The organism is Arthrobacter sp. B2I5 (assembly GCF_030816735.1).
In the GTDB taxonomy this organism is placed as follows: domain Bacteria; phylum Actinomycetota; class Actinomycetes; order Actinomycetales; family Micrococcaceae; genus Arthrobacter.
Genome location: NZ_JAUSYF010000001.1, coordinates 3,338,445 through 3,363,054, shown reverse-complemented (window position 1 = coordinate 3,363,054; position 24,610 = coordinate 3,338,445). Strand labels below are relative to the sequence as shown.

Sequence of the window (24,610 nt, the reverse complement as noted above, 5' to 3'; positions counted from 1 at the left end):
CTCCGCCTGGATGGTGCGCTGAGTCTACGCCCGGCCCCTAAGGCAACAACGGGTTCGTCCCACGGCCGGACAGGATCACGCCGTCGCTTTAGCCCGCGCTTCTACCCGCCAGGATCTGTTCGCGCAGGATGTCCGCGTGGCCGCAGTGCTGGGCCAGTTCCCGCAGCATATGCAGGTATACCCAGCGCAGCGGAACCGGTCCCCGCCGGTTGCCGGTCACGATGTCCTCCAGGCCAAGAGGGGCTGCCGCCGCCCGGGACGCGGCGCAGGCCTCCCGGTGGGCTGCCTGGACCGATCCGATGGTGTCGCCGTCGGCCAGGATGAAGGATTCGTCCGGGGTGGCGGGGATGCCGATCTCACTGCGGGGGCGGCCGGTGAAGGCCTCGTCGAACCAGACCTTCTCCACGAAGGCGGCATGCTTCACCAGCCCCAGCAGGGTGGTGCGGGAAGGAACCAGCCTCCGCCGGGCCTGCTCCTCGGTCAGCCCGTCCAGGCAACCATTCAGGGCCGCGCGGTGCTCGTCCAGGAAGAATTCGAACTGGACGCGCTCGGGTTCGTTGATGACATCGTCCATGGAGTGGAAGTGGGAAGCCATAGGCAGACCCTAGCAAGCCGGGCGCGGCCGGAGTTGGGGTTATGGCCGCGGTTCCGGGGGCCGCCGGTGCCGGTGGTGGAGCTCGTAGTGGTCGAACACGTCGGAGGACGTGCTGCCCACATGGCCGAACTTCCCTCGCAGGACTTCGGCCAGGTCCTCCAGCGCCCCGGAGAGCATCCGTCCGGCGAACCGAAGCTCAGGGTTGTCGCTGCCCTGAGCGTCCGAGGCCAGCTGGTGGGCGTAGGCGATGGTGGCGGGAAGCGAGCCCCGCTGCTCCACCTCATGGAAGTAATAGGTCTCGTGGAAGGAAAGAAGATCAATGCTGACGGACGCCACGTTTTCCGCCATCGATTCCAGCAGCCCAGCCGCATGCCGTGCCTCCAGCGAGGCGATCCCGGACGGTCCCGCCGCTTCCCGGAACAGGTTCAACTGGTGGGCCAGCGCGCGCCGGCGGCTCAGGGCGGGATAGGTCTGCAGGATCCACGAGACGGTGGCGGTCAGCAGGCCAAAGCCGGCCACGGCCTGGAACGCCATCACCAGCCGGAGCAGAGGGTGCGTGGCCACGATCTCGCCAAATCCCGCGGTGGAGAGGGCCACCAGCGAAATGTACAGTGCCTCGGCAAAGTCAGCCTGCTGGGGCACGTTCGCCGAGTAGGAGAATCCGTCCGTCAAGTGGGGGAGGTACAGCAGCGCCCACCCCACAGCAGCCAGGGCGGCCCACGCGGCGATGACGGCCGCCATGGCCAGCGGCGCGGCCACCGAAGAGGCCCCGCCCCTGAGCTTCCTGGACAGCAGCCAGAACCCGCGCATGATGGTCCGGCCCACCGGACCCGAGCCGTGGGGGTACAGCAGGGTATGGAACACGTCGGCGACCATCAGCAGAATCAGCGCGGCGCCAACCGCCGTCAGGAGCGCGTCCTCAAAGGTCATGCCTCATCTTAAGTGCCCGGGACCGCAGCCTAAGTGCGCAGGACCTTTGGCCGAGGGGTGGGGCATGGCGGAGGGTACGACGGCGGCGCACGGCTTGGGAGCGTCACTGGTTAGGCTGGCGGAATGGACTTTCAGCTTCGCCAGGCCACGCCCGAGGACGCGGAGGCGGTGGTGCTCATGCAGACGCAGGCGCACGAGGAGTGCTACCCGCACCTGCTTTCAGCGGAATTCTTCCGCCGCCGGAGGGCCAGCGTCCCGGAACGGGTGGAGCGCCGGCGTACGTTCCTGGCCACCGACCAGCCGCGGATCCTCGCCCTGGACGCCAACAACCAGGTTGTGGGCTACGCGGACGCGGGGCCGGGCCGGGATGATGACTCTCCTGAAGCGCTCGAACTCTACTCGATCTACACCCTCCGGCACACCTATGGGATGGGCCTGGGGGCAGCGCTGGTGAGTGCCGCCGTCGGCTCCGGCCCGGCCTATCTTTGGGTGGTGGAGGACAATCCCCGCGCCCTGGCCTTCTACATGAAGCAGGGGTTCCGGCCCGACGGCAAGCACAACACCCTTCCGCCCGAGTGGGAGGCGCTGCCGGAATTCCGGCTGGTCCGGCGCGGCCGGCACTAGCCTTTGGAACGAACCCTGTTTACAGTGCGCGGGCCAGGGCCCGGCCGACGGTCAGGCCGGTAAAGAGGCAGCCGCCCAGGAACGTCCCTTCCAGCGCGTTGTAGCCATGGGCGCCGCCGCCGCCGAACCCGGCAGCTTCACCGGCGGCGTACAGGCCAGGAATGGGAACGCCGCCATGACCGAGGGCCTGTCCGGACAGGTTGGTCTGGATGCCGCCGAGGGTCTTACGCGTGACCACGTGCAGCCGGACGGCGATCAGCGGACCGGCTGCGGGGTCCAGGATCCGGTGCGGCTTCACTGTGCGGAAGAGCCTGTCGCCGAGGTAGCGGCGGCTGTTGCGGATACCGGCGACCTGGATGTCCTTGGAATAGGGGTTCCGGATCTCGGCGTCGCGCTCCTCGATCTGCTGCCGGATCAGTGCCTCATCCAACAGAGGCTCGTCGGTCAGCGCGTTCATCCCACGGACCAGGTCCGCCAGCTTGTCCGCCACCACGAAGTCCGCCCCGTGCTCCTTGAACGCTTCGATGGGGGCGCCGGCGCCCCGGCCCAGCCGGGTCCGGAGCAGCAGCTTGAGGTCGCGGTTGGTGATGTCCGGGTTTTGCTCCGAGCCGGAGAGGGCGAATTCCTTTTCGATGATGCGCTGGTTGAGGATGAACCAGGAATGGCTGTACTGCTGCAGCTCCGGCGTGGTCCGGAGGAGGCGGAGGGTGCCCAGGGTGTCATAGCCGGGCAGGCCGGGGGAGGGGAGCCGCCGTCCCAGTGCGTCGAACCAGAGCGATGACGGTCCCGGCAGGATCCGGATGGCATGGTCCGGCCAGATGGGGTTCCAGTTCTGCATGCCCTCGGTGTAGTGCCACATGCGGTCCCGGTTCACCAGCCGCACCCCGGACTCATCAGCGATGTCCAGCATCCGCCCGTCCACGTGCTGCGGCACCCCGGTGACCATCTTCCGTGGCGGCGTCCCCAGCCGGTCAGGCCACCAGCGCCGCACCTGCTGGTGGCTGCCGCCGATCCCGCCGGATGCCACCACCACGGCCTGCGCCCGCAGCTCGAACCCGGCCACCACGTCCCGGTTGGAGGAAACACCCCGCGGGGAATCATCAGGAGCCAGTACCGCGCCCCGCACTCCGGTGACCGTGCCGCCGTCGTACGTCAAAGCGTCTACCCGGTGCCTGAAGAAAAACCGGACGCTGCCCGCCGAAGCAGCCTCCCGGGCCTTTTCCGCGAACGGCTCCGACACGCCGGTGCCGGTGCCCCACGGGACGTGGAAACGGGGGACCGAGTTGCCGTGGCCGCCGGCCCGGCCGTCGCCCCGCTCGGCCCAGCCCACCAGCGGCGTGAAGCGGATGCCCTGTTCCCGCAGCCACGCGCGCTTCTCGCCGGCGGCGAACTCCACATAGGCGCGGCCCCACTGCTGCGCCCACTCGTCCTCGGGGTGCGGCCCGGACAGCCGGTCCCACTGCGCGGAACCCTGCCAGTCCTGCCATGCCAGCTCGAAGGAATCCTTCACGCCCAGGCGCCGCTGCATGGGAGTGTCCACCAGGAAGAGCCCGCCCAGGGACCAGAAGGCCTGCCCGCCCAGGTTCGCAGCGTTTTCCTGGTCCACGATGGCCACGCGCTTGCCGGCCCGCACCAGTTCATTGCTTGCGACCAGCCCGGCCAGCCCACCGCCGATGATGATGACGTCCGCGTCCATGCCATACCTGCCCGGGGTTCGAAGCTGCTGTGAATACTGGCCCAAGCTATCGCACGGCTGGGCGTGCCTGTAGCCGCCGGGCCGCCGCCTGTCCCTCGGACTGGGGTCGGGGCCGCGTGTCAGAGTGGCCCAGCTTTCCGGGAGTAGTGGCGGCGGGAGCGGCGGATTTTCCCGATTCCGCCGCCAAAACTGGGCCACTCTGGGCGCCCGCGTCACGCCAGGCATGCTTTCACGGCAATTGACGACGGCGGGCCCCGGAATTCCGGGGTTTCCTCCCCGCGGGCGGCTTCAAAGTCTGCTCTGCGTGACACGGGCCGGTACCTGTACTTCGTTAAGCTGCACCCCGGGCTGCGAGAACCAGCTTTTCGAACGAGTCGCTCCACCCGTCACGGTGCAGGGCCAGCCGCTCCTCCGTCAGGAACGGTCCCTGCGACAACGTCACCCGGGTGCCGGTCCCACTACTGGCCAGGGAGAGGTCCACCACGGTTTCCCGGTCGTCCGGCGCCGGTTCCTCCCAGGCAAAGGTGTAGACCAGCCGCCAGGGTGGATCGATCTCCAGGAACTCCCCGGAAAGGTGGAAAGGCTCGCCCTCCGGCGGGGCCATGCGGAACCGGTAGCGGCCGCCCACCACCAGGTTGACGTCCACCTCAGGGATGCTGAAGCCGTGCGGGCCCCACCACTCCGCCAGCTGTGCGGGATCCGTCAGCAGCCGGAACGTTGCCTGCGGCGGGGACGCCACCGTGCACTCCAGGTTCAGGACCAGGGCGGCTGGTTGCTCACTCATCGTCCCACTCTGCCACCCGCCCCGGCGGGCCGAAAGTGGGGCAACGGCCGGTCAGACGGGAAGGGGAGGTGCCAGTGCGCCCAACTCCACCATCCCGGGTGGGTTGGCGCCCGGACGGGAGCAGGTGATGGCGGCGGCCCTGTTCGCGTAGTCAGCCAGCGCGCGCAGATCCGCGGGGCCAAGCGCCGCCAAACGTGGCCTGGCGGCCGCGCCCAGGAGGTCCAGCTGTGACAGGCCGGAAAGCAGGGCGGCCATAAAGGAGTCTCCCGCCCCGACGGTATCCGCCACTGTGATGGGCTCGCCCCGCAGTTCCACGCGGCCCTGCCTGTTCAGCAGCACGGGCCCGTGCGCACCCCGGGTCAGGGCTGCCACGGACGGACCGAGGTCCAGCCAGGCCGCCAGGGATTCCTCCGGCGCCCGGCCCGGGTAGAGCCAGCTCAGGTCCTCGTCGCTGGCTTTGACGATGTCGCTCGCGGCAACGAACTCTTCCACCTGCCGACGGGCCATTTCACGGTCCGGGGTGAGCGCGGGCCTGCAGTTGGGATCGAAGCTGACGGTGGCGTGGGGGCGGGCCGACTCGATCAGGCTCCGGACCGCCGCGTCCCCTGGGGACAGGACTGCCGCGATGGAGCCGGTGTGGACGTGGCGCGAAGCCTGCACCGCTGCCAGCGCCGGGATGGCTGCTCCGTTGATGTCCCAGGTGATCTCGAAGGCGTACGTTGCGGCGCCGTCCCGGCCCAGCGTTGCCTTCGCCGTGGAGGTGGGGGCCGCGCCTCCCCTGACAGGGGCAACGCCGTTGGACTGCAGGTGCTTGTCGATCATCAGCCCGTACTTGTCGTCGTCGTAATGCGTCACCAGGCTCGTCGGAAGGCCCAGCCGTGCAATTCCCACTGCCACGTTCAGGGGGCTGCCGCCCGGATGGGCCTGCCGGCCGGCGGTTCCCCGGTGCGGGTCATCGATGACGTCCATGAGGGACTCGCCGATCACGGTGACAAGGGGACCGGCATCAGCGAAATCCGGTGCGTTGGAGGGTGTTGGCATGGCTGCTTCCTTGCAGTGTTCCTGGTGGGTGGGTGCCGCGGTCAGCGGCCCGGGTAGACCACGGCCTTGAGCTGGCCAGGCTGCTTGCCTGCTTTGAGGGCCTCTTCGGATTCGGACAGGGGGAATCTTCCGGTGACCAGGATGTCCAGGTCCACTTTGCCGTTCGCGACCAGCTGAATGGCCAGCGGCCAGGTGTTCGTGTAGCGGAAGACGCCGGAGAGCCAGATCTCCCGGTTCTGGATGTAGGAGACGGGCAGTTCGACGTCGTCGGCGCCGAGTCCCACGAGGATCACGCGCCCTGCCGGGGCCACGGCCTTGATCCCGGAACGGACGGCCTGGGGTGCGCCGGAAGCGTCAATGAACGCGTCGACGTCGAGCCCCTCCACGCTGTCCGTCCGGGCGTTCAGGGCGTGCGTGGCCCCGTGCTGGAGGGCGAACGCGAGCCGGTCCTCGGCGATGTCGCTGATGTAGATTTCCGTGGCGCCGAACGCCCGCGCCGCCTGGGCGGCGATGATGCCGATGGGGCCGGCACCGGCGATCAGCACCCTGCTGCCGGGTTTGATGTCCGCGCGCTCGCAGGCCCACAGGCCAACCGAAAGCGGCTCGATGAGGGCGGCGGCCTCGTCGCTGACGCTCTCCGGGATGTCGTAGGCGAAGTCGCTCTGGATGGTCACGTATTCGGCAAAGGCGCCGTCCACGGGCGGGGTGGCGTAGAACTCGATGTCAGGGCACAGGTTGTAGCGGCCGGCCTTGCACTGCTTGCACTTGCGGCAGGGACGCTGGGGTTCGACGGCGACGCGCCTGCCGACGCGGGTAGGGTCAACGGCGCTTCCGACGGCGGCGATCCGGCCGGAGAGTTCGTGGCCCAGGATCAGCGGGTGGTCCACCACGTAGGGGCCGATGCGGCCGTGCTCGTAGTAGTGGACATCGCTGCCGCAGACGCCGACGGCGGCCACCTGGACCAGGACCTGGTCGGCGTCGAGCTGCGGGACGGGCAGGGTCTCGAGGGCCATGGCGCCCTGGCTCTTGAGGATGGCGGCGCGCATGGTGGCCGGCAGGCCGGCGGTGGCGGCGGGGGACTGGGCGGTGGTGGTCATCGGGATGTTCCTTTGCAGAAGGTGAAGGTGGCTACTTGACGGCGCCGAGCGAGAGACCCTGGACGAGCTTGTCCTGGGCAGCGAAGCCGGCGAACAGCACCGGCAGGGAAATGACGACGGCGGCCGCGCAGACTTTGGCGAGGAAGAGGCCCTGGCCGGAGACGAAGCCGGTGAGGAACACTGGGGCAGTGCCGGCCACTACACCGGTGAGGACGCGGGCCAGGAGCAGTTCGTTCCAGCTGAAGATGAAGCAGATCAGGGCGGTGGCGGCGATGCCGGGCATGGCTACAGGGGCGATGACCTTGCGCAGGATGAGCAGGAGGTTGGCGCCGTCGATCTGGGCCGCTTCCAGCATTTCCTCGGGCACCTCGGCCAGGAAGGAGCGCATCATCCACACGGCGATGGGCAGGTTCATGGACGTGTACATCAGGATCAGGAACCAGATGTTGTCCAGGGCCCCCACGGTCCGGGCGAACAGGTAGAGCGGCAGGATCGCTGCCACCACGGGCATCATCTTGGTGGACAGGAAGAAGAACATCACATCTGTCCACTTCTTCACCGGCCGGATGGACAGCGCGTATGCCGCCGGGATGGCCAGGACCAGGACCAGCACTGTGGACAGGATGGAGGCAGTGGCGGAGTTGATCAGGGACGGCCACGGGCTGACGCCGGAGGTTTCGCCGAAGAACTCCCGGTAGGCGTCCAGGGTCAGGCTGGCGGCGACCGACGGCGGGTTGGTGGCCGCATCCGTCTCCGAGTGGAAGGAGGTCAGGATTATCCATACCACCGGGGATGCGAACAGCAGGGCCAGCAGCCACGCGGCGATACCGGCGGCGGTGTTGTTGCGGGTGGGGTCCATGCGGGTCTTGCCGCGGCGGCGTACACCGGTGTTCCCGGCAGGGGCTTGGACGGTGTTGCGCGGTGCAGCGGGGGTGAGGGTGCTCATCGTGCTGCCTCCTTCTTGAAGAGAGAAAAGACGGTGCGGAGGGCGAAGGTGGCCACGATGATGGTGCCGATGACCACCACGACGCCGGCGGCGGAGGCCAGGCCGTATTCGTTCGCGTAGTAGAACGTCTGGTAGATGGCGTAGGGCAGGTTGGCGGTGCCCAGGCCCCCCGCCGTGAGGGTGAATACGGAGTCGAAGTTCTGCACGATGTAGATCGCGCCGAGCAGGCCGCCGAGTTCCAGGTACTGGCGCAGGTGCGGGAGCGTCAGGAGCCGGAAGATGGCCCAGGGGGTGGCGCCATCCATCTGCGCCGCTTCCACCGTGTCCATGGGACGGGACTGCAGGCCTGCCAGCAGGATGAGCATCATGAACGGGGTCCACTGCCACACCAGCGAGACGGCCACTGCAGCCAGGGGTGCCTGGGAGAGCAGGTCCAGCTGCGGCGGTGTGGCGCTGCCGAAGAGGGACCAGAGCCAGGTCAGGATCCCGTTGATCAGGCCGTACGCGGGGTTGAGCAGCGCATGCTTCCAGATCAGGGCCGCGGCCACGGGCACCACCAGGAACGGTGCGATCAGGAGGGTCCGGGCCAGTCCGCGGCCGATGAACTTCTTGTCCAGCAGCAGCGCCAGGCCCAACCCGATGAGCAGGCTGGCCAGGACCACGGAGACGGTGAGGAGGATGGTGGTGAAGATCGCCTGGCGGAGGTCGGGGTCGGTGAGGACCGTGACGTAGTTTTCCAGGCCGGCGAAGGCAGTCTTGGTGGGGCTCAGGCTGTTCCAGTTCAGGAACGAGATGATCAGCGTCACCACGAACGGAAGCTGGGTGACGACGATGAGGAAGATGAGGGCCGGGAGCAGCGGGGCACGCCGGGCCCAGGCCAGGGCGCGTTCACGCGATTTGGGAGTTCGTGCGGGTTTTGCTGCGGTGTGTCCCGGCCGGGAGATGCGCGCCGTTGCGGTAGTCATGATGTTCTCCTGCGGTTCGGTTAGGGCTGCTTGTACTTGTTGCCAATTTTTTGGGCGGCCTCCTGGCCCTTGGCCAGCGCGTCGGCCACGGTGCCCTGGCCGGCGATGACGGAGCTGACGCCCTGCGAGACGTTGGTGCCCAGGGCGGCAAACTCGGGGATGCCCACGAATTGGATGCCGACGGCGGGACGCGGCTGGGTGCCGGGATTCTTGGGGTCGGCGTTTTCGATGGCGAAGCGTTCAGCCTTGAAGAACGGCGCGGCCTTCTGGAAGTCGCTGTTCTCGTATGTGGAGATGCGCTTGCCGGAGGGCACTTTGGCCCGGCCGAGCTTCGCGGCCACGAGCTGCTCGTAGTCCTTGGAGCTGGCCCAGGCGATGAACTGGGCGGCCGCGTCCTGCTTCTTCGAGGCAGCCTGGGCCGCCCAGGACCAGGTCCACAGCCAGCCGGAGGACGGGGTTTCCTTCACCGGTGCCTGGGCGTAGCCGATCTTGCCCTTGACGGGGGAGGCGTCCGCTTCCAGGGCTCCGGCGGCCGAGGTGGCGTCGTACCACATGGCCACCTTGCCCTGGCTCATGTTGTTCAGGCACTCGGTGAAGCCGGCTTGGGCAGCACCCGATTCACCGTGCTCGCGGACCAGCTTCGTGTAGAAATCGGTGGCCGCCGTGAACTCGGGGGAGTTGACCTGGGCGTTCCAGTCCTTGTCGAACCAGGTGCCGCCGAAGGTGTTCACCACTGTGGTGAGCGGAGCGAAGACCTGGCCCCAGCCTGGCTGGCCGCGCAGGCAGATGCCCTTCATGCCGGGTGCGGCGCCGTCGGCCTGCGCGGCGATTTCCGCCACTTCGTCCCAGGTGGGCTTCTCCGGCATGGTGAGCCCCTTGGCGTCCAGGATGTCCTTCCGGTACATCAGGAAGGAGGACTCGCCGTAGAAGGGCTCGCCGTAAAGCTTTCCGTCCGTGCCGGTAAGGGATGCCGTGTAGGCGGGCAGGATGTCGGCCTGGTTGAAGGCGGGATCCTTGGCCACCGCGTCCAGCGGGGCCAGCCAGCCGTTGGCGGAGTAGAACGGGATTTCGTAGTTGGACAGCGATGCGACATCGTACTGGCCGGCCTGGCTGGAGAACTCCTGGCTGATCTTGGCGCGGACATCATTCTCCGGCAGGATCGTGTAGTTGACCTTGATGCCGGTTTCCTTGGTGAAGTTGTCCGCGGTAAGCCGCTGGAGGTCCTCCATTTGGGGGTTGTTGACCATCAGGACGTTGATGCTGTTCGGGTCTCCGGCGGCGTTTCCTCCGCCGGCACCTGCACAGGCCGAGGCACTCAGCGCGACGCACAAAGCGCCGGCCGCCAGGCTCGCAGCGCGCATTTTTGGGCGCATTAAGGACTCCTTTGTTCTTCAGGGGATTGCAGATGCAGTTCACGGGGGTGAGTTATTCCCATGAACTGCACGGTCCACCGGCGGCTGCGCCGGGGAGTGGTTTGGGGCGTCCCCGGGCTGTGCGTGAAGCCGGAGGACGTTTGGTGTTCCTCAAGATTAGGTCCGGCCCATCGGCTACAACTAGCGCCCTGGTTGCCGGTTTCTGATACTTATTTTCCGGCCCGCTGTGACGCGGCAGGCGCTACTCTGGGGAAAGACGGCCGGGGAGCCGTCCAGAATTCATAACCACCGGATGCACGGAGACCACCATGGCCAGCGCGGACACCGCCCACGGAGCCACCGCCCGGCTCGCCGAGAGGCTGCTGGGGATGAGGGCCAACCGTGAAGTGATTCCGCCGGATCCCCAACACTCCGTCCGGTGGCACCAGCACAGCTACCCCAGCCCGCTGGCGCGGTGGAACTACCATCCCGAGTATGAGATCCACCTGATCCGCAAGGGCACGGGAAAGTTCATCGTGGGGGACCACATCGGCACCTTCGAGGCGGGGCATGTGTCGCTGGTGGGGTCGGGGCTGCCGCACGACTGGGTCAGTGACCTGGAGCCCGGCGAGGTGCTGGAGAACCGGGACGCGGTGATCCAGTTCGACGGCAAGTGGGTTGAGCAGGCCTCGGCCCTGGTCCCCGAACTGGCCGAGGTGAGGCCGCTGCTGGAACAGTCGGCGCGGGGGATCGAGTTCCTGGGGCAGTCTGCGCTGGCGGCCGCGGAAGCCATTGAAGCGATGGGATCCACCAGCGGCCTGGCCCGGCTCCAGCACCTGTTCGAGCTGTTTGGAATCCTGGCCGCCGCCCCGGAAGGTGAGCGGCGCTACCTTGCGGAAGAGTGGTTCCGGCCGCAGCTGGACGGCCAGGCCGCCGCCGTCGTCGATCTTGTCCTGGAGTACGTGTTCAGCAACCATGCCGGCAGCGTCCGGATGTCCGAGGCAGCGGCGCTGGTGGGGATGCCGGAGCCCACGTTCTCCAAGTACTTCAAGCGGGCCACGGGGCAGAACTTCAGCGACCTGGTCCGCAAACTCCGCCTGGCCCACGCCCGGCGCCTGCTGGAGCGCACCGATAAGCCGGTGTCCGAGATTTGCTATGAGGTGGGCTTCTCCAATCTGTCCAACTTCAACCGGCACTTCCTCAACGATGCCGGTGAGACGCCCCGCAACTACCGGCAGCGGGTGCAGGGCTAAACGGGGAGTACACCGGCCAGCCACCGCTCGCCGCGCATTTCCTGCCGCTCGGCGCGCCAACAGTACGTTTGCTGATGATTTGCATGATGATTGCCCAAGGTAATGGGCCTGGGTTCAACAGGGCCTTTCGCCTCTGGATCGATCAGACATCGACGTCATCGAGAAGTAAAGGGAATCACCATGGGCTTCCTGGACCGCGACCACTCCATCGCCCCGCCGGGCTTCAACCGCTGGCTGGTACCGCCGGCTGCGCTCGCCGTCCATCTCTGCATCGGCCAGGCCTACGCCACCAGCGTGTACAAGACCGCCCTGGTCAAGCACTTTGGTGCCAGCCTGACGGAGATCGGGGTGATCTTCTCCATCGCCATCGTGATGCTGGGTCTTTCCGCCGCGGTCATGGGAACCTGGGTGGACACCAACGGACCCCGCAAGGCGATGTTTACCTCGGCGATGTTCTGGGCGGGCGGGTTCCTGATCGGCTCGCTGGGCATCTTCTCGCACCAGTTGTGGCTCGTGTACCTCGGGTACGGAGTGGTGGGCGGCATTGGCCTGGGCATCGGCTACATTTCACCGGTGTCCACGCTGATCAAGTGGTTCCCGGACCGGCCCGGCCTGGCCACCGGCATGGCGATCATGGGCTTCGGCGGCGGCGCACTGATCGCGAGCCCGGTATCCCAGGCCCTGCTCAGGGCCTACGATCCCAACTCCGGCGGCCAGGGCTGGGTGGCCAGCGGCGACGCCGTGGGCAAGCTCTTCCTGACCCTCGCCGTCGTCTATCTCGCCTACATGCTGTTCGGCGCGTTCACCGTCCGGGTGCCCGCGGACGGCTGGCGGCCCGCCGGGTTCGACCCCGCCAAAGTCAAGGCGGCCAAGCTGGTGACCACGGAGAACGTGTCAGCGAAGAATGCCATCAAGACCAGGCAGTTCTGGTTGGTGTGGGTGGCGCTGTTCTGCAATGTCACGGCGGGCATCGGCATCCTGGAGCAGGCGGCGCCCATGATCCAGGACTTCTTCCGGCAGTCCGACGGCAAGTCCCTGGTAAGTGCCGGTGTCGCCGCCGGATTCGTGGGGCTGCTGTCCATCGGCAACATGTCGGGCCGGTTCGCCTGGTCCGCCACCTCCGACGTCACCGGGCGCAAGCGCATTTACATGATGTACCTGGGCGTGGGCGCCGTACTGTATACGGTGCTGGCGTTTGCCGGTTCCTCCGCCACGGCCCTTTACGTGGTGCTCGCCTTCATCATCATTTCGTTCTACGGAGGCGGGTTTGCCACCGTGCCGGCCTATCTGCGGGACCTCTTCGGGACGTACCAGGTGGGGGCCATCCACGGCCGGCTGCTTACCGCCTGGTCCGCGGCCGGGGTGGCCGGGCCCTTGATCGTCAACAGCATCCTGGACGCGCAGGGCAAGCCCGGCCAGCTGAATGCAGTGTCCTACCAGCCGGCGCTGCTGACCATGGTGGGACTGCTGGTGGTGGGCTTCCTGGCCAACCTGCTGGTCAAGCCCGTCGACGCACGGTTCCACGAACGCCGCGCCGAGCGGCACGAATCTTCCCACGGAGGCCTGAAATGAGCAGCACTGCACACACCCACGGCGCAAACGAGCCGGCCCACAAAAAGTCCACCGGCAGGCTGGTCCTGGCGTGGGTCCTGGTGGGGATCCCGCTGGCCTATGGGGTTTTCCAAACGCTGACCCAGGTGACGGCGCTGTTCGGCTGACTCCTGCGCCGGGCCGCGGGCCACTCTGTGCGGCGTCGCGTCACGCAGGGCACGCTTTCAGGGCAACGGACGACGCCGGCCCCCGGCTTTCCGCGGTTTCCTCCCCGCGGGCGGGTCCAAAGTCCGCCCTGCGTGACGCGGGTGCGGACGCGAAAGCGGGCTTTAGGCCGCGGCAACCCTCGCCAGCCGGCCCCGCAGCACAGTAGCCGAAACCCACGTGACCACGCTGCAGGCCGCGGCTCCCCAGAGGATGTCCGTCACGGCCACCACGGCAGTGAAATCCTTCAGCACCGCGAACCCGGTCAGCGCCCAGGTGGCGTAGGTGAAGAATCCGAACAGGGCGGCACCCGTGACCCGTTGCCGCAGTGCGAGGCCGGGGCTGTTGGGCCGGACGCCGTAGTGCACCATCCCCGCCACGAAGATGACATAGAAGAGGACCGCGCCGGGCAGGTTGGCCCTGGGTGCCAGGAGGTGCCCGATCTGGCCCTGGTACAGCGGGTTGGCCACCAGCAGGATCCACGCCACGTCCAGCACCGCGAAAATCAGGGCGCTGACAACGTAGGTGGTCAGCCAGTTTTTGGTGCGGGGGCTCATGCGTGGCTCCTTGCGTCGGTAACGGTTCCAGAAGCAGTTCGCTGCCGGCGTACCCGGCGGATTGCCTGACCCATACAAACCTGTCCCCGCTCCGAAGACTAAGTGGACCGCGCTATGCGTAGTTTGGATGCAAACGTGCCCGCAGGGGTGTGTAGGGACCGGCCGCGCAGCAGAGCGCGGCAGGCCAGGGAAAGGAACCTGTCCGTGAACGAAAAGAGCCGCAAGGCCCTCATCAGTACCGTCGTTGCCGTGGTGGTGGCGGTACTCATTGCCCTGGCCGGAAGCCAGGGCGGGTCCCGGATCGGCGGGCTCCCGGTGTTCGCGCTGGGGGTTGCCGTCGCGTTCGTGATCCAGTGGCTGGTGTTCATCCCGTCCTACAAGGCGCAGACGGAAAAGTTCTACGACCTCACCGGCGCCCTGACGTACATCTCCATCACGGTGTTCCTGGTGCTGGCCAGCCCGGGCGTGGATGCGCGCGGGATGCTGCTGGCAGCCATGGTGGTGCTGTGGGCCGCGCGGCTGGGCAGCTTCCTGTTCATCCGGATCAGTAAGCACGGCAAGGACGACCGCTTCGACGAGCTCAAGCCGGACTTTTTCCGCTTCCTGAACACGTGGACCATCCAGGGCCTGTGGGTGGTCCTCACGGCGGCGCTGGCGTGGGTGGCCATCACCTCGGACAAGAAGGTGGGCCTGGACGGATTCTTCTGGGTGGGGCTGCTGGTGTGGGCCGCGGGCATCACCATCGAGACCCTTGCGGACCTGCAGAAGAACCGCTTCAAGGACAACCCCGCCAACAAGGGCCGCTTCATCAGCACCGGGCTCTGGTCCAGGTCCCGCCACCCCAACTACTTCGGCGAAATCACCCTCTGGGTGGGCGTGGCCATCATCGCCCTGCCCGTCCTGCAGGGCTGGCAGTGGGCCGCCCTGGTTTCCCCGGTGTTCGTGGCCCTGCTGCTGATCAAGGGCAGCGGTGTGCCGCCGCTGGAGAAGAAGGCGGACAAGAAGTGGGGCGGCCAGCCGGACTACGAGGAGTACAAGCGGAACACGCCCGTGCTGGTGCCAAAGCTCAAATAAGGCTCTTCCGGCAGGACGGACGACGGCGGCACCCGGGCTTGGGTGCCGCCGTTGTCTTTGCCATTTACAACCCCATACTGCTGCCTGGGGGCAGACACGAAAAGCCCCGCAGTACTTGAAGTACGCGGGGCCTTCCTGGCAACCACTCCGCCTGATGGGGGCCAAGCGGAGAAGCTGATCCCAACCCTAATAGCAAGCATGCTTACTTTCAAGTTCGGGACTTTGACGCTGCTGACGATCCCGGTTCTTCCAGGTGTTCTACCACTTCCTGGACCTGACCGGCCCCCGGGTGTCCGGGGAGCTGGTCTACGGCCAGCCGGTGCCGCCGTCACAGGATAAGCGCAGAAGTCGGGAAGGATTCGCCCACTCCCGCCGGAACCGGCATTTTCGGCAGGTGCAGGACGCTAGGCTCGTCCGTGGCGTCAGCGGCAATGGGGGGCTGACGCCCCAAACCCTTCCTGCACACAACCTGGGGAACCTGCATGTCCGGCTACTCGTCCTTGCCCGCAACACTGCCCGCGTCCGCAATCCGCTGGACGGCCGCCGTCGTGCTTTCCGCCCTGCTGGCGCTCTTCACGCCAAGCCTGCCGGCCATCGCCACCGACGCCCTGGACGGCACCTCCACCACCGTGGCCGGGCCGGATGCTGCCATTGCGGCCGTGGACCTGCTGGCTACCCTTCCGGTGAAGGGCCGGGCGCCCAAGACGGGGTATGAGCGGTCGCTGTTCGGGGCCACGTGGGCGGACGTGGACCGGAACGGCTGCGACACCCGCAACGACATCCTCCGGCGGGACCTGACCGAGGTGACCTTCACCGGCAGCGTCCCCTGCACCGTCAAGACCGGAGTGCTCGCAGATCCCTACACCGGCACGGTCATCAAGTTCCTCCGCGGCACCACCACCAGCAACGCCGTACAGATCGACCACGTGGTGGCCCTCAGCGACGCCTGGCAAAAGGGCGCCCAGCAGCTGAGCACGGAGCAGCGGACAGCGTTCGCCAACGATCCGCTGAACCTTCAGGCCACCGATGGTCCCACCAACCAGCAAAAGGGCGACGGCGACGCCGCCACCTGGTTGCCGCCCGCCAAGGGGTTCCGGTGCGGGTACGTCGCCCGGCAGGTGTCGGTCAAGGCCCGGTACGGCTTGTGGGTGACGCAGGCGGAGCACGATGCGATTGCGGGCATCCTGGCCGGCTGCCCGGGCGAACCGGCGCCGACGTCCGTCGCGCCCGCCGCCGCAAGCACAGTGGTCTACTACGCCAGCTGCGCCGAGGTGGTGGCCGCTGGGGCAGCGCCACTGTATGCAGGTGCCGCCGGCTACCGGTCCGGGCTGGACGGCGACGGCGACGGGGTGGCCTGCGAGGGCTGAGCGCCCGCCTGCCCCCCGCGCTCCTCCTTGGGCGCGCCATGCCGGAGGGTGGTTAACGTGGCGGGTCCGGTTGCGCCTCCGGGGGGAAGTCTTTTTGCAGTGCCAAACCTGCAATAATTGCGCCGGCTAAGAAGAGTACAAACGGCGTTTGGAGAATCGGGCCCAGAAGCGCAAACCCCGAGTCGGCAATGGGTTTTGCCGCCGCGATGAGGCAGGCAATGTCCATCGCCAGGGCCACTACGTAGCCGGCGATGAAGACGACCATTACTGCGGGAGGCGTGTAGCCCTTGGTGAAGGAGCGCACCGCGGAGTCGTAAGCCAGGAACTTGAGTCCGATGAAGATCGGTGTGAAGGTCAGAAGATCCAGGACGTCCACGTCTTCCGGGAATTTCCGCAGTGGAACGTTCGCGCCGCCTTGGTAAATACCCTCGGAAAAGTACCACCGGGTGCCCAGGTGGATCCCGATCAGTAGGGCTGAGAGCAGCCCGTACCGCAGCCATGTTCCACGCCGTGTCATCCCCATGGCCCAGTATGGCACCGGCAGGTCCGGCGTCCGCCAGGATTTGAGGCAAACTTGAGACTGCTCCCACCAACGAAAGCGGATTCCATGATCACCCTCCAGCAGGACGCCGACGGCTTCATCCGGATGAACCGGCACTACCCCGCCAGCGTCCGGATCAGGATCGCCTTCACTGACGGCAGCATCGGCGAGTTCTCCGGCCGGACCCTCAACAACGCCTATGACGCGGCGCTCGCGGAATTCCGCGGCAGGAACGGGCTGGACGCGCGGGGATTCAACCGGACCCCCGCAGGCCGCACCAACTCCGGCAACAAGATCGACTTCGTTCCCGTGCACCCGGGGATGGGGGAGTAGCGGCAGGCAATGGCTGATGCCGGAGTGCCTGCGGGCCCTTTTGACCGCGCCATGGTGATCTTCAACCCGGGCCGGGCCGGGATGGGCACGCGGATCGAGGCCTTGCAGCGGGAACTGGCCACGGACCTGCCGGACCTGTCTGTTGAGCTGCTGCCCACGGAGTATGCGGGGCACGCCCGCGCACTTGCGCGGATCGAGGCGGGGCGGGGTGCTCCGCTTATTCTGTCGGTCAGCGGCGACGGCGGATACAACGAGGTAGTCAACGGTGTGATGGACGTTCCCGGCAGCAAAGCGGTGTGCACCGTGATTCCCGCAGGCAACGCCAACGACCACTTCCGAAGCCTGCCGGCCCGTACCCTCAGCGGGGCACTCACGGAGAAGACGGTGCGGCACATCGACCTGCTGCGGGTGGCGTTCCGGTCCGGAAGCCGGGAACAGGTCCAGTACGCGCACTCCTATGTGGGCTTCGGGCTGACGCCCCTGATGGCCATCGGCATCGAGAAAGGCGGCAAGGGGAAAGTCCTGGAACTGGTTTCCGTTGCCCGCACGCTTCGCCGCCTTGAGCCGTTCGAGCTGGTGCGGGACGACGGGGCCACCGCGAAGTTCGACAGCCTGATCCTGGCCAACATCTCGCGGATGGCGAAGTACGGGACGGTCAGCGAGTCACAGTACCCGGACGATGGCCGGTTCGAGGTGGTAACGCTGCCCCATGCCGGGCTCACGAAGATGGCCCTGATGACCCTCCGCGCCGTCACCCTGGGACTCGGGCATCAGCCCAGCGTCAGAAGCTATGCCTTCTCCACGCGCAACGCCGTTCCGTGCCAGATCGACGGCGAGATAGTCCATATCCAGGCAGGCACCCATGTCCGGGTGGACAGCGCCAAAGGTGCACTCGCCACTGTTTGACCCGTCGTCACAGGACTCCGAACAGCTGTTCCGGCCGGAAGTGCTACCCGGAGGTGTTCCGGCCGGGAGCGCCTACGGCTGGACGGAGTCGAAGAACGTGTAACCGGGGTCCGGCTGGCCGGGCTCCGCTTCCTGCGACTTCATCCGGATGAAATCCATGTCCTCCTGGTTAAGGGTTGTCTCGCCATGGGGATCGTCGTTCGCAGGCTGGCCGGTAGCTGCACTGATTTCCGCGGAGAGTGTCCGGGGAAGGATCATGCAGCCGGGATTTTCCATTAGCCACTGCGTCACAGGGGCGGGAAGCCGGTTCCATTGGTCGCGGATGCGCAAGTCTGTCATGGTGTGCCTTTCGTGGCAGTTGCCGGGGTTTAATCGAAGTGGATGTCGGCGGCGGCCCGGCGGAGGGACTCAAGCCGCTGTTCCTCGATCAACCCCAGGGCTTCCAGTTCGTCGCTGCGCTCGGAAAGTTCCTGTGCGGCCTGGGCAGAGATGTCGCGCAGGATTGCACCAAGGAGATGGGCCAACCCCGACTTGAGGTCCGCGAGATTGGTGTTGCTGACCAGGAGGCGGCGGTCGGAGACATGGATGTCCACGTCGCTGTACCCGGCCTCGGCGAGCCGCCGCTTGGGGCCTTCGCCGTGCAGGAGGTCGATTTCGCGGGGAAGGGGCCGGCGGGAGAAGACAGCCGGGACGATGTAGCGCGTGGGACCCTGCGCAGTGCCCAGGTCATGCGGCAGCGCGGATGCGAGGACTCCGCTGAGGGTCAGTGCCGAGTCGGCGCGGACGGCAGAGTCTTGGGTGGTGGTCATGGTGTTCTACCAGCGTTCCAGACGATGCACTGCCGGATCCCGTGAAGCGGGCCGGCGGTGAAGGGGCAGGGGACCCGGGTCCGGGTCGGCTGCGGGGAGGGATCGGCCGGGATGCCGTTCCGGCCTTTGGTGCGCTCTTGGCCGCCCTCGTCGTTCCAATTCCCTGCAGCGCCGGAGTCGAAGTCGCTCGGTACGGCGCTGGTCAGCAGCCCGGGAGGGCTGCAGGAGAATGGAACTCATTGTCGGGAAACCGGATATCCAGTCACGGTGCCCCGGGATGCTTTGAGTCTACGCTTGTTGGCGCGCCGTTGCGGCGTGCCCGACGGCGGGTGTCCGGCAACGCCGGGACCGGCGGCTTGTGGAGCCGGTGCGGTTAGCTGCCGCCGCGGGACGTGGGGGACGGGACGGCCCGGAGTTGTGGGAAATCTGCCTCGCCCTCAGCGGCACGCGCCGAAGGATCCGGACCGCCGAATGATGGCCGCCGGCCGGTCCGGTAGGCAGAGTCGATGATGGGTTCGAGCTCGTCAAGCACGGTCTGGTTCCCGGGGAGGACCACATGGGCCAGGAATTCCGATTCAAGGGTGGCAATGCCTGCCGCCGCCGCTCCGAGCTTGGCGTCTATGGCCTGGGCCAGGGCGTGCCAGGATTTGCGGTTGGCGCGTTCCAGGATTCTTGCGTTCGCTTCGTGGAGCCGGCTGTCCGCGGTGTCTCCCCGGATCGCCAGGGCGCCTTCGGATTGCAGTATGGGCATGACAATCCGGAACTGCCGCCCGTCACCCTTGAAGGCGACGGCGCTCAGGCTTCCCCGTTGAGTGAACACAACGTCGGTTGCACCGTAGTTCGCGAGCGCCTGCCTGATGTGTTTCCGGGAAGCCTCGCTGCTGAAGGAGTCGCCCCGGGTGTAAGGACTGGTCATCTCCCAACTATGCGCCTCCGGGCCCCTCTTTCCTAACGTTGTCCGCTGGTGGACGGATGCCTGATGGTGACCGTACCGGCGTCGCCATCAACCGTGACCTGCTGAACGGCGGCCAGCCGCTGCGTCGCCACCCCGGTGCCCAGGACGGCCGGGATGCCGTATTCGCGGGCCACGATGGAGCTGTGGCTGAGCGGTCCGCCCACGTCCGTCACTACCGCGGACGCCATCGCGAACAGCGGCGTCCAGGCGGGAGTGGTGATGCGGGCCACCAGCACCTCGCCGGGCTGCATCAGGCCGAAATCCCCGGGGCCCCGCAACACGCGGGCCTGCGCGGTGACCTTGCCGGAGCTCGCGCCAGCCCCCTTGATCACGTCGCCGGATTGGTGCTGGGAACCCGCGGGCATCCAGGACCCGAACGACCGCTCTACCCATTTGCTCTCGGGCAGCATCTGCGGGGCCGCGGCCTTCGCCTGGCCCCGCCACAGCATCTTTCGCTCCTCGACGGCGGCGGCCCGAACGGGCCGTGAAGCTCCGGCAATGGCCGCGCCACCACGGGACCCGGGCCCGGCGAGGCCGAAGTCGACGCCCGCCTGCAGTTCCTGGTGGCGCAGCCAGAACACGTCCTCCGGCGCGGCAAGCACGCCCGAGGACACCAGCCGCCGCCCGAGCTCCAGCAGCATGCGCCGCAGCAGCGGCCAGGCCAGTCCGACGTCGGCCAGCGCGTCTTCGCGGATCGGTGCGGCTTCCTGGGCCCACCGGAGCAGGCGGAAGAACAGGGCACGGCGGCGCGGCCCCAGCCGGGCGGCCACGTCCCGAGTCAGCGACTCCCGGCGTTCGGTCAGCAGCCGCTGCCGCTCATGCGGATCGGTGCCCTGCCCACGGAGGTAAAACCTCACCGTCTCCAGCTGGGCGGACGGATCATCGGCCGGCACGGGGGTGGCGAAGTCCAGGTTGTAGACGGCATGGCCGTAGAGGTCCAGATGCTCCTGGAAGGTGAAACGCCATTCCTGCCACAGGACCTCGTCCACCCCTTCCGGCGCGGAACCGGTCCGCTGGCACTCGGCGAGTTCCGCCGTCGGCCGTTCCAGCAGTGCCGCAACCAGCGCGGGGTCGCTGCGCGCCCACCCTGCAAGGTCGTACAGCGACTTTTCGGCCCGGATGGGTTCGCTGTCGAAGCCCAGCAGGAACTCCTGGGCCGGGGGATCGCCGCGGCGCCGGACGGCCTTGTCATAGAAGGCCTGGAAGGAGAGCTCGCTCATGGCGGCGAGCGGGATGATGGACTGCACGGCGGTGTAGTAGACGGTGCCGGCGTCCAGGAGCACCTGCACGCCGGCCAGCAGCCGATCGCCCGAGAGCTCCGGCGGCGGGGTCATGGACCAGTCCCTGACCACCCGTTCGTAGCGCGGGTGCGAATAGTCGCGCCAGCCGGTGATGCCCATGTGCGCCTTGCCGCTGAACAGCGCGCCCAGCGCCGGGACCGTGCGGCCCGTCATCCGCAGCATGGCCAGGTTGCGGTAGTAGTAATAGGCGTAGCCGTTGATGGTGGGGAACCGAACGTCGCCCTCGCGCAGGGAGTTGCGGCCCAGCGCCTGGTTCATCAGGGCCGACAGCGAGCGGGTCACCGAGCCGTCAATGAGGTCGGCGAAGAGCGGCGTGAGCGGGTCCGGCATCTGCTCCACGATGCTCGCCCGGAAGTAGAGCCCCTTGGGATAGGGCACGGGCCAGGTTTCGGGGACGTCGGCGGCAGGTTCGGGCAATGCCGTGATGGGCCGGGACTGCAGCAGGAAGAACCGGCCGCCGGCCCGTGCCCATTCGATGTCCTGCGGCGCGCCAAAGTGGCCTGCGCTCCGCTGGCCGTAGCGGGCGAGGTTGGCTGCCGCGGCATCGTCCAGGACGGGCGCACGACGGCGGGCTTCCGCCACCGGCTGCTCGGCCGTTCCGTTCTCCGCGGGCACGGTCATGACCTCCTTGTCGGCTGTTTGCCGCGAGAGCACCTTGCCCGTGGCGGACTCGACCACCAGGTCATCCGTGGTGACGGTGCCGCTGACCACGGCCTCGCCCAGGCCCCACGCGGCGCTGATCACCGTCTGGTCGCGGCGGCCGTTGGCGGGGTTGGCGGTGAACATGACCCCGGCCGCGTCTGCCTCCACCATCTGCTGGACCACGACGGCGAGCCGCACCTGGTCAGGCCGCACGCCTTCGCGGGCACGGTAGGCCATGGCGCGGGCCGTCCAAAGCGACGCCCAGCAGTTGATGACGGCCCGGGTGAGTGCCTCCGCGCCGCTCACGTTCAGGTAGGTTTCCTGCTGGCCGGCGAAACTGGCGGAGGCGAGGTCTTCGGCGGTGGCGGAGGAGCGGACCGACACTGCCGTTTCCCCGCCAAGGTGCTGGTAGGCGGCCTCGAGTTCCGCTTGGATGCCGGCCGGCATGGCGCCTTTGCTGAACAGGGTTCGGATCAGGGCGGAAGCGTGCTCATAATCTTCCGGCGCTGGGCCCGGCTGCAGTGTGGCGAGTTCCTGGATCGCCGCCTCGAACTGGTTGTGCGTGACGAAGTCCTGATAGGCGGCCGTGGTCAGGACAAACCCCGGCGGCACGGGCAGGCCGGCCTGGATGATGCCGCCCAGGCCCACCGCCTTGCCGCCGGCCAGGGCCACATCATCCCGCCCCACATCGCCCAATTCCTTGACGTACGCCATGAAGATGCGTCCTTGGTGCCCGTTCCCGGACGGATGAAGAAAGTTGGTGCGCAACATTCTGGCACCGTGCATGTCGCGGGGCTATAGGGGTTTTAGGTAATGGCGGGCTGGTCCGGGCCCGCGGCGCCGTCGCGGAGTAGCTGTCCTCCAGGAGCGGGGCCACGGGCGCGGCGGTGGATGAAGTACTCGGCCACGGCCAGGCTGAGCACCCAGGATGCGCCGATCAGCAGAGCCCGGCTGAGCTCGGTGACCGGCCCCACCAGCGCGATCCAGGGGAGGGTGACCACCACGATGGTTCCCTGGGCAATGCCGATGGCGTACGCCCGGGACATCCACTCGCTGTGCCGGACGTAGTTCCGGCGCCGCACCGCGATGAACCCCAGGACGATGAACGCCGCCATCGCGGACCCGAACACCAGCCGAAGGGCCAGCAGCAGTGGTCCGTCCAGTGGTGGCAGGTCATAGAAGACGGCCATCCACAAGCCGGACAGCGCGGCGAGCAGGCCTGTTGGGGCGAGAATGCGGCCGGCAACCTTGTGCCAGCTGGCCCTGCCGCGCTTGCCCCGGCGGAGCGGGGGAACGAACTGGAAGGCGCCCAGCACCAGATACAGAGTGACTGTGGGGATATGGATCAGCACCGGAAGAGGTGAATCAAAGAACCTGGCGTTGTCCGGTGTTATCTTGCCGCCCGCCAGCTGGGTCAGGCGTAGTGTGCCGGCCAGGATCGGTACGAGGCTCAGGAGGATCAGGCCGGCTGGAACGAACCAGCGGGCCTTGGGAGCGGGGCGGGAACGGGGAATAGCTGCAATGTTCATGGGTTGGCTTCTCTTGGTCCTGCCGGTGGCGCGTGGCCGGGCTTCGACCTTGGGCTCGATGGGTCATGCAGTGGGCTGAGAGCTGGATTCCAGCGGAGATGGCCGGAACAACAGCGCCCAGCAGCGCCTATTCATACGGTCTGCGCTCAACGTACTGCACTTGGGGGCGGTAAGCGATAGGCGGCGGGCGATTCCAGAGTGCGGCGCCAAGGACGGCAACCCAGAGCAGGAACGCCCCGATGCTGATGCGCTCGCCGATGCCCAATACAAGGTTCGGGCCCGGCGCCGCCATGAACGCGATCATGCCCATCAGCGCCGACACGGCCAACGAGACGATCGAGTAGGCTCGCATCCGGCCGCGGAATCCGGCAGCTACGAAGCACATGGCAGCCACCATGAGGGCCAGCTGGATGTTGGTGGCGACGATATGCATGGGAATGGACGTGTCATCGCCCAGCCTCAGCGGGTAGATGCCTCCCATGATGTTCCACAGCCCGTAGGCAATGAGCAGCCCGCCGCCCACCCGCAACGCCCGGTTCCCGCGGACGGAGGCCCAGACGCCTACCCCGAAAGCAACAAACAACACGGTATACACCCAGGTGAACGGGGCCAAGACGTCGCGGCCGGGGGAGCCGACGGCAAACAGTTCACTCACCATCTGTTCGGTGCGGCGGTACCCGTCCCACTGGGAGGCGGCGATGCCGTCGGTGAAAACCACGTACAGGAGTGAAGACAAGGGGCCGGCAGCGAGGAGGCTCTTTCGCACGGCATCGCGGCGCGGGCCTTCGGACGCGGAAACTCCCTGGCGTCGCTGGAGGTGTCCTTTCCCGATCGACATGTCCGAAGATTCCTCAGAGCCCGCAGTCCTGCCATTGCCCGACGCGGGGCCCGCGGGCATCCTGCCCGGCGCCTGACTGTTCCAGCGTTCGCCGCGCCGCTGCATCCTGATAGGGCCGAACGGCCTTGGGCTGCTGATTCCCGGGAGGTTGGGGGATCGGCAGTGCAGCCCCTTCTAGGTTGCTTCTTAGGTGGCCGCCATTAGGTATCCCGGCATATTGACTGGCAGCAGCGGGAGGAATAGCTTCAGCCTTAGCGGGGCCATTCACCCCGTTTCCACGGATAAGGGGCCGGATCTGGGCCGCTCCTGCACACACACCGTAGTGAAACCGCAGTGAGGATCCAGGGAAGGACGAACCATGCCGAAGTATCTGTTTGAGGCCACCTACATGGGCCAGGGCATCAAGGGGCTCATGCAGGAGGGCGGCACCAGGCGCCGCGATGCGCTGACCGAGGCCTTGAAATCCGTGGGCGGAACGCTGGACAGCTTCTACTACGCCTTTGGCTACTACGACGTCCTGGGAGTTTTCGACGTGCCGGATGACGCAAGTGCCGCGGCACTGTCGCTGCTGATCAATTCCAGCGGGAGCGTCAACGTCCGCCTGAAGCCGCTGCTGAGCGTGGAGGACCTGGACGAGGCCGCCAAGAAGACACCGTCCTACCGGGCGCCGGGACAGTAGGGGAGTTCAGCACCTTGCCAGCGGGCCGGCGTCGTGAATTA

26 protein-coding genes are annotated in these 24,610 nt (G+C 67.3%); 9 read left to right on the top strand and 17 right to left on the bottom strand.

The window, feature by feature from the left end; translation table 11 throughout:
* Positions 1–88 precede the first annotated feature (88 nt).
* A complete protein-coding gene (locus tag QFZ60_RS15625; RefSeq protein ID WP_307091621.1) occupies positions 89–595 on the bottom strand; it encodes a DinB family protein in 507 nt (168 codons plus the stop codon).
* Between the two features lie 39 nt (positions 596–634).
* Positions 635–1,525 carry a potassium channel family protein gene (locus QFZ60_RS15620; RefSeq protein WP_307091619.1) on the bottom strand — a complete coding sequence of 297 codons (891 nt, stop codon included), beginning with the start codon at positions 1,523–1,525 and terminating at the stop codon, positions 635–637.
* Between the two features lie 123 nt (positions 1,526–1,648).
* Between QFZ60_RS15620 and QFZ60_RS15615 the strand changes: the two genes are divergently transcribed.
* A complete protein-coding gene (locus QFZ60_RS15615; RefSeq protein ID WP_307091617.1) occupies positions 1,649–2,149 on the top strand; it encodes a GNAT family N-acetyltransferase in 501 nt (166 codons plus the stop codon).
* Positions 2,150–2,168: 19 nt separating this feature from the next.
* On the opposite strand, the gene QFZ60_RS15610 is transcribed toward QFZ60_RS15615, so the two are convergent.
* The 7 genes from QFZ60_RS15610 to QFZ60_RS15580 form a co-directional block, all read right to left on the bottom strand.
* Positions 2,169–3,845, bottom strand: a complete 1,677-nt coding sequence (locus QFZ60_RS15610; RefSeq protein ID WP_307091616.1) for an FAD-binding dehydrogenase — start codon at positions 3,843–3,845, stop codon at positions 2,169–2,171.
* A 331-nt stretch (positions 3,846–4,176) separates the two neighbouring features.
* Positions 4,177–4,629 carry an SRPBCC domain-containing protein gene (locus QFZ60_RS15605; protein WP_307091615.1) on the bottom strand — a complete coding sequence of 151 codons (453 nt, stop codon included), beginning with the start codon at positions 4,627–4,629 and terminating at the stop codon, positions 4,177–4,179.
* A 51-nt stretch (positions 4,630–4,680) separates the two neighbouring features.
* Entirely contained in the window at positions 4,681–5,670 is a 990-nt protein-coding gene (locus QFZ60_RS15600; protein ID WP_307091613.1) for a carbohydrate kinase, read from the bottom strand.
* Positions 5,671–5,711: 41 nt separating this feature from the next.
* Positions 5,712–6,767 carry an NAD(P)-dependent alcohol dehydrogenase gene (locus QFZ60_RS15595; protein WP_307091611.1) on the bottom strand — a complete coding sequence of 352 codons (1,056 nt, stop codon included), beginning with the start codon at positions 6,765–6,767 and terminating at the stop codon, positions 5,712–5,714.
* A gap of 31 nt (positions 6,768–6,798) precedes the next feature.
* Positions 6,799–7,713, bottom strand: a complete 915-nt coding sequence (locus QFZ60_RS15590) for a carbohydrate ABC transporter permease (protein ID WP_307091610.1) — start codon at positions 7,711–7,713, stop codon at positions 6,799–6,801.
* The gene (locus QFZ60_RS15585) at positions 7,710–8,678 is read right to left on the bottom strand and encodes a carbohydrate ABC transporter permease (protein ID WP_307091608.1); all 969 of its coding nucleotides are present in this window, start codon (positions 8,676–8,678) and stop codon (positions 7,710–7,712) included. The genes QFZ60_RS15590 and QFZ60_RS15585 overlap by 4 nt, the downstream gene beginning before the upstream one ends.
* Positions 8,679–8,698: 20 nt before the next feature.
* Complete coding sequence (locus tag QFZ60_RS15580; protein WP_307091607.1) at positions 8,699–10,051, bottom strand: sugar ABC transporter substrate-binding protein; 1,353 nt, start codon at positions 10,049–10,051, stop codon at positions 8,699–8,701.
* Positions 10,052–10,359: 308 nt separating this feature from the next.
* Here QFZ60_RS15580 and QFZ60_RS15575 point away from each other — a divergent pair, with 308 nt between their 5' ends.
* From QFZ60_RS15575 to QFZ60_RS15565, 3 genes are all read left to right on the top strand, one after another.
* Positions 10,360–11,283, top strand: coding sequence for an AraC family transcriptional regulator (locus QFZ60_RS15575; RefSeq protein WP_307091605.1), 924 nt, complete (start codon positions 10,360–10,362; stop codon positions 11,281–11,283).
* A 180-nt stretch (positions 11,284–11,463) separates the two neighbouring features.
* Positions 11,464–12,855 carry an OFA family MFS transporter gene (locus QFZ60_RS15570; protein WP_307091604.1) on the top strand — a complete coding sequence of 464 codons (1,392 nt, stop codon included), beginning with the start codon at positions 11,464–11,466 and terminating at the stop codon, positions 12,853–12,855.
* Entirely contained in the window at positions 12,852–13,001 is a 150-nt protein-coding gene (locus QFZ60_RS15565; RefSeq protein ID WP_307091602.1) for a hypothetical protein, read from the top strand. The genes QFZ60_RS15570 and QFZ60_RS15565 overlap by 4 nt, the downstream gene beginning before the upstream one ends.
* Positions 13,002–13,163: 162 nt before the next feature.
* On the opposite strand, the gene QFZ60_RS15560 is transcribed toward QFZ60_RS15565, so the two are convergent.
* On the bottom strand, positions 13,164–13,595 hold the full coding sequence (locus tag QFZ60_RS15560) for a DUF2177 family protein (protein ID WP_307091601.1): 432 nt from the start codon (positions 13,593–13,595) through the stop codon (positions 13,164–13,166).
* Between the two features lie 204 nt (positions 13,596–13,799).
* Here QFZ60_RS15560 and QFZ60_RS15555 point away from each other — a divergent pair, with 204 nt between their 5' ends.
* Both QFZ60_RS15555 and QFZ60_RS15550 read left to right on the top strand, forming a co-directional pair.
* Positions 13,800–14,669, top strand: coding sequence for a DUF1295 domain-containing protein (locus tag QFZ60_RS15555; protein WP_307091599.1), 870 nt, complete (start codon positions 13,800–13,802; stop codon positions 14,667–14,669).
* 482 nt (positions 14,670–15,151) lie between these two features.
* Positions 15,152–16,036, top strand: a complete 885-nt coding sequence (locus QFZ60_RS15550; RefSeq protein ID WP_307091597.1) for a DUF1524 domain-containing protein — start codon at positions 15,152–15,154, stop codon at positions 16,034–16,036.
* Between the two features lie 52 nt (positions 16,037–16,088).
* Here the strand turns inward: QFZ60_RS15550 and QFZ60_RS15545 are convergent, their stop codons facing one another.
* Positions 16,089–16,412 carry a hypothetical protein gene (locus tag QFZ60_RS15545; RefSeq protein WP_307091595.1) on the bottom strand — a complete coding sequence of 108 codons (324 nt, stop codon included), beginning with the start codon at positions 16,410–16,412 and terminating at the stop codon, positions 16,089–16,091.
* 231 nt (positions 16,413–16,643) lie between these two features.
* Here QFZ60_RS15545 and QFZ60_RS15540 point away from each other — a divergent pair, with 231 nt between their 5' ends.
* Both QFZ60_RS15540 and QFZ60_RS15535 read left to right on the top strand, forming a co-directional pair.
* On the top strand, positions 16,644–16,910 hold the full coding sequence (locus tag QFZ60_RS15540) for a hypothetical protein (protein ID WP_307091593.1): 267 nt from the start codon (positions 16,644–16,646) through the stop codon (positions 16,908–16,910).
* Between the two features lie 9 nt (positions 16,911–16,919).
* The gene (locus QFZ60_RS15535) at positions 16,920–17,816 is read left to right on the top strand and encodes a diacylglycerol kinase family protein (protein ID WP_307091592.1); all 897 of its coding nucleotides are present in this window, start codon (positions 16,920–16,922) and stop codon (positions 17,814–17,816) included.
* Between the two features lie 72 nt (positions 17,817–17,888).
* Here QFZ60_RS15535 and QFZ60_RS15530 read toward each other — a convergent pair whose 3' ends face one another.
* The 6 genes from QFZ60_RS15530 to QFZ60_RS15505 form a co-directional block, all read right to left on the bottom strand.
* Positions 17,889–18,155 carry a hypothetical protein gene (locus tag QFZ60_RS15530; protein ID WP_307091589.1) on the bottom strand — a complete coding sequence of 89 codons (267 nt, stop codon included), beginning with the start codon at positions 18,153–18,155 and terminating at the stop codon, positions 17,889–17,891.
* Between the two features lie 29 nt (positions 18,156–18,184).
* Entirely contained in the window at positions 18,185–18,625 is a 441-nt protein-coding gene (locus QFZ60_RS15525) for a hypothetical protein (protein ID WP_307091587.1), read from the bottom strand.
* A gap of 373 nt (positions 18,626–18,998) precedes the next feature.
* On the bottom strand, positions 18,999–19,541 hold the full coding sequence (locus tag QFZ60_RS15520; RefSeq protein ID WP_307091586.1) for a hypothetical protein: 543 nt from the start codon (positions 19,539–19,541) through the stop codon (positions 18,999–19,001).
* A gap of 32 nt (positions 19,542–19,573) precedes the next feature.
* Complete coding sequence (locus QFZ60_RS15515; RefSeq protein WP_307091584.1) at positions 19,574–22,237, bottom strand: PEP/pyruvate-binding domain-containing protein; 2,664 nt, start codon at positions 22,235–22,237, stop codon at positions 19,574–19,576.
* Positions 22,238–22,329: 92 nt separating this feature from the next.
* The gene (locus tag QFZ60_RS15510; RefSeq protein ID WP_307091582.1) at positions 22,330–23,052 is read right to left on the bottom strand and encodes a DUF2306 domain-containing protein; all 723 of its coding nucleotides are present in this window, start codon (positions 23,050–23,052) and stop codon (positions 22,330–22,332) included.
* Between the two features lie 127 nt (positions 23,053–23,179).
* A complete protein-coding gene (locus QFZ60_RS15505) occupies positions 23,180–23,890 on the bottom strand; it encodes a DUF998 domain-containing protein (RefSeq protein WP_307091580.1) in 711 nt (236 codons plus the stop codon).
* Between the two features lie 358 nt (positions 23,891–24,248).
* Here QFZ60_RS15505 and QFZ60_RS15500 point away from each other — a divergent pair, with 358 nt between their 5' ends.
* Positions 24,249–24,569 (top strand): GYD domain-containing protein, encoded by a 321-nt coding sequence (locus QFZ60_RS15500; protein ID WP_142030459.1) that lies wholly within the window; start codon positions 24,249–24,251, stop codon positions 24,567–24,569.
* The last annotated feature ends 41 nt before the right edge of the window (positions 24,570–24,610 follow it).